The organism is Cryptosporangium aurantiacum, assembly GCF_900143005.1.
Lineage (GTDB): Bacteria > Actinomycetota > Actinomycetes > Mycobacteriales > Cryptosporangiaceae > Cryptosporangium > Cryptosporangium aurantiacum.
In genome coordinates, this window is sequence record NZ_FRCS01000042.1 from 1 (window position 1) to 1,893 (window position 1,893).

At 72.4% G+C, this 1,893-nt stretch carries 1 protein-coding gene; it reads left to right on the top strand.

Features of this window, described 5'->3' with window-relative positions; genetic code table 11:
• Positions 1–357: 357 nt before the first annotated feature.
• A partial coding sequence (locus tag BUB75_RS43990; RefSeq protein WP_178380148.1) for a DUF222 domain-containing protein occupies positions 358–1,893 on the top strand: 1,536 nt, incomplete at its 3' end.

Below are 1,893 nucleotides of genomic sequence, written 5' to 3' on the forward strand. Positions count from 1 at the left end.
GCGCGTTGCTCGGCGTGGCACCTCCCGGGATGGGGCGGCTGAGGAGCGTGTGGCTCGGTCGATCGATGCGGCCGGGGGCTCGTCCTGGCGTGCTTGGCCTCATCGTTCCGGGCTTCCACGAGTTCGCTCCTGGGAGCGGGCCGGCTGGGGGGGCGTTCTCCACCACCTTCACGTCCGCACCGGCATCCTCGAGACCGTCGCCGCACCGGGCTCGCGAGAGGCCGGCGATGCCCCGCACTGAGCTGCGCGTCCGTTCTCGCGTGACGGTTCTTCGGCTGCCTACGCCGTTCGGCATAGGGCCGGGGTATGCCGTTCACCCGATACCCGTACAGGTGTGCGATGAATAGGGTTGCGGGTATGGACACAGGGCTCGGACGGCTAGCCGCAGCAGCGGCCGTCGTTGCTGGTGAGGACCTCACCGGCGGCTCCGACGGGGCCTTGTGTGAGCGGGTGCGGGAGTTGTATCGGATCCGGTCGCAGGTCGACGCCGCCCTGGTGGCGGCGGTGGGGGTGGTGCATCAGCGGGGCGCGGTGGAGTACGACGGAGCGGTCTCCACCAAATCGTGGCTGCGGGCCCGGTTGCATGTGTCGCCGGTGGAGTCCTCGGAACTGGTGGACGTCGCCCGGCATCTGCCCGACGACCCGGTGTTCGCCGAGGCGTTCCGGGCCGGTCGGGTGTCGCGGGCGCATGTGCTGGTCGCCGCCCGGTTAGCGAAGAAGGTCGGCCCGGACCTGGCGGATGAAGCCGCCGACGCGTTGCTGGGTCCGGCGTTGACGATGGACCCGGCCGCGTTGAAGCACGTCTCTAGGCGGATCGAGGCGTATCTGCGCCCGGAAACCGAGGACGATGACGGCGACGGTGGGGAGCCGGATGAGGCCGACCGGGCGATCTACAACGCGCAGACCTTTGGCGGAACGTGGGATTTGGCCGGGACGTTGACTCCGGAGGCCGGTGCGCTGGCCCAGACGTATTTGAACGCCGCTTCGGGCCGGCGGGACACCGAAGACGACCGGAGCCCACGCCAGCGTCGCCACGACGCGCTCGCGGAGCTGTTCCGCCTCGGGCTGGACACCGCGAACCTCCCGACCCACGGCGGTGAGCAGCCGCATCTGGCGGTGCTGGTGCATGCCCGGGATCTGCAGCACAGCAGCCGGGCGGGCCGGAAACGGCGGCGGCTGGCCCCGGTCCGGTTCGACGGCGAGGACGTCCTCACCGCCGGATGGGCCTATCTGGACGACGACCCGGCCCCGACCCCACCCGACTGGGCCGAACACCCCGACGACACCGGGGGCATCGGTGTCGATTGGGATGCCGCGTTGGCGGTGTGGGCCGATGAACTCGCCCCGCAAACCTCACCCGACACCAGCGCCCCGCCCGGCACCGCTCTGCCAGACGCGCACCTGCCCAGCGCGGCGCCAACGAATACGAGCCCAGCGGACGCGAGCCTCGCGAACGCGGACCTGGCCGACGCCAGCCTCGCGGACACGGGCCTAGCGGGCGCGAGCCTCGCGGACACGAGCCTCGCGGATAGGAGCCTCGCGGATAGGGGCCTGGCGGACGCGGGCCCGCCGGATGCGGGCCTGCCGGCATGGGGTGCGGCGCCCGATCTCGGGCTGGCCGAAGCGATCGCCGGGGTGACCGGACGCCGCACCGGCATGCCCACTCCCGGCACGGGAGGCATCACCGAATACGGCGGCCTGCTCACCCCCGACGCCGTCCGCCGCCTCGCCTGCGACGCCGGCATCAACCGCGTCGTCCTCGACCCCGACGACATACCCCTCAACGCCGGACGCCTCCACCGCGTCCCCCCACCCGCCATGCGCCGCGTCCTGGTCGCCCGCGACGGCGGATGCCGCTTCCACGGCTGCGACCGCCCACCCGCCTGGACCCAC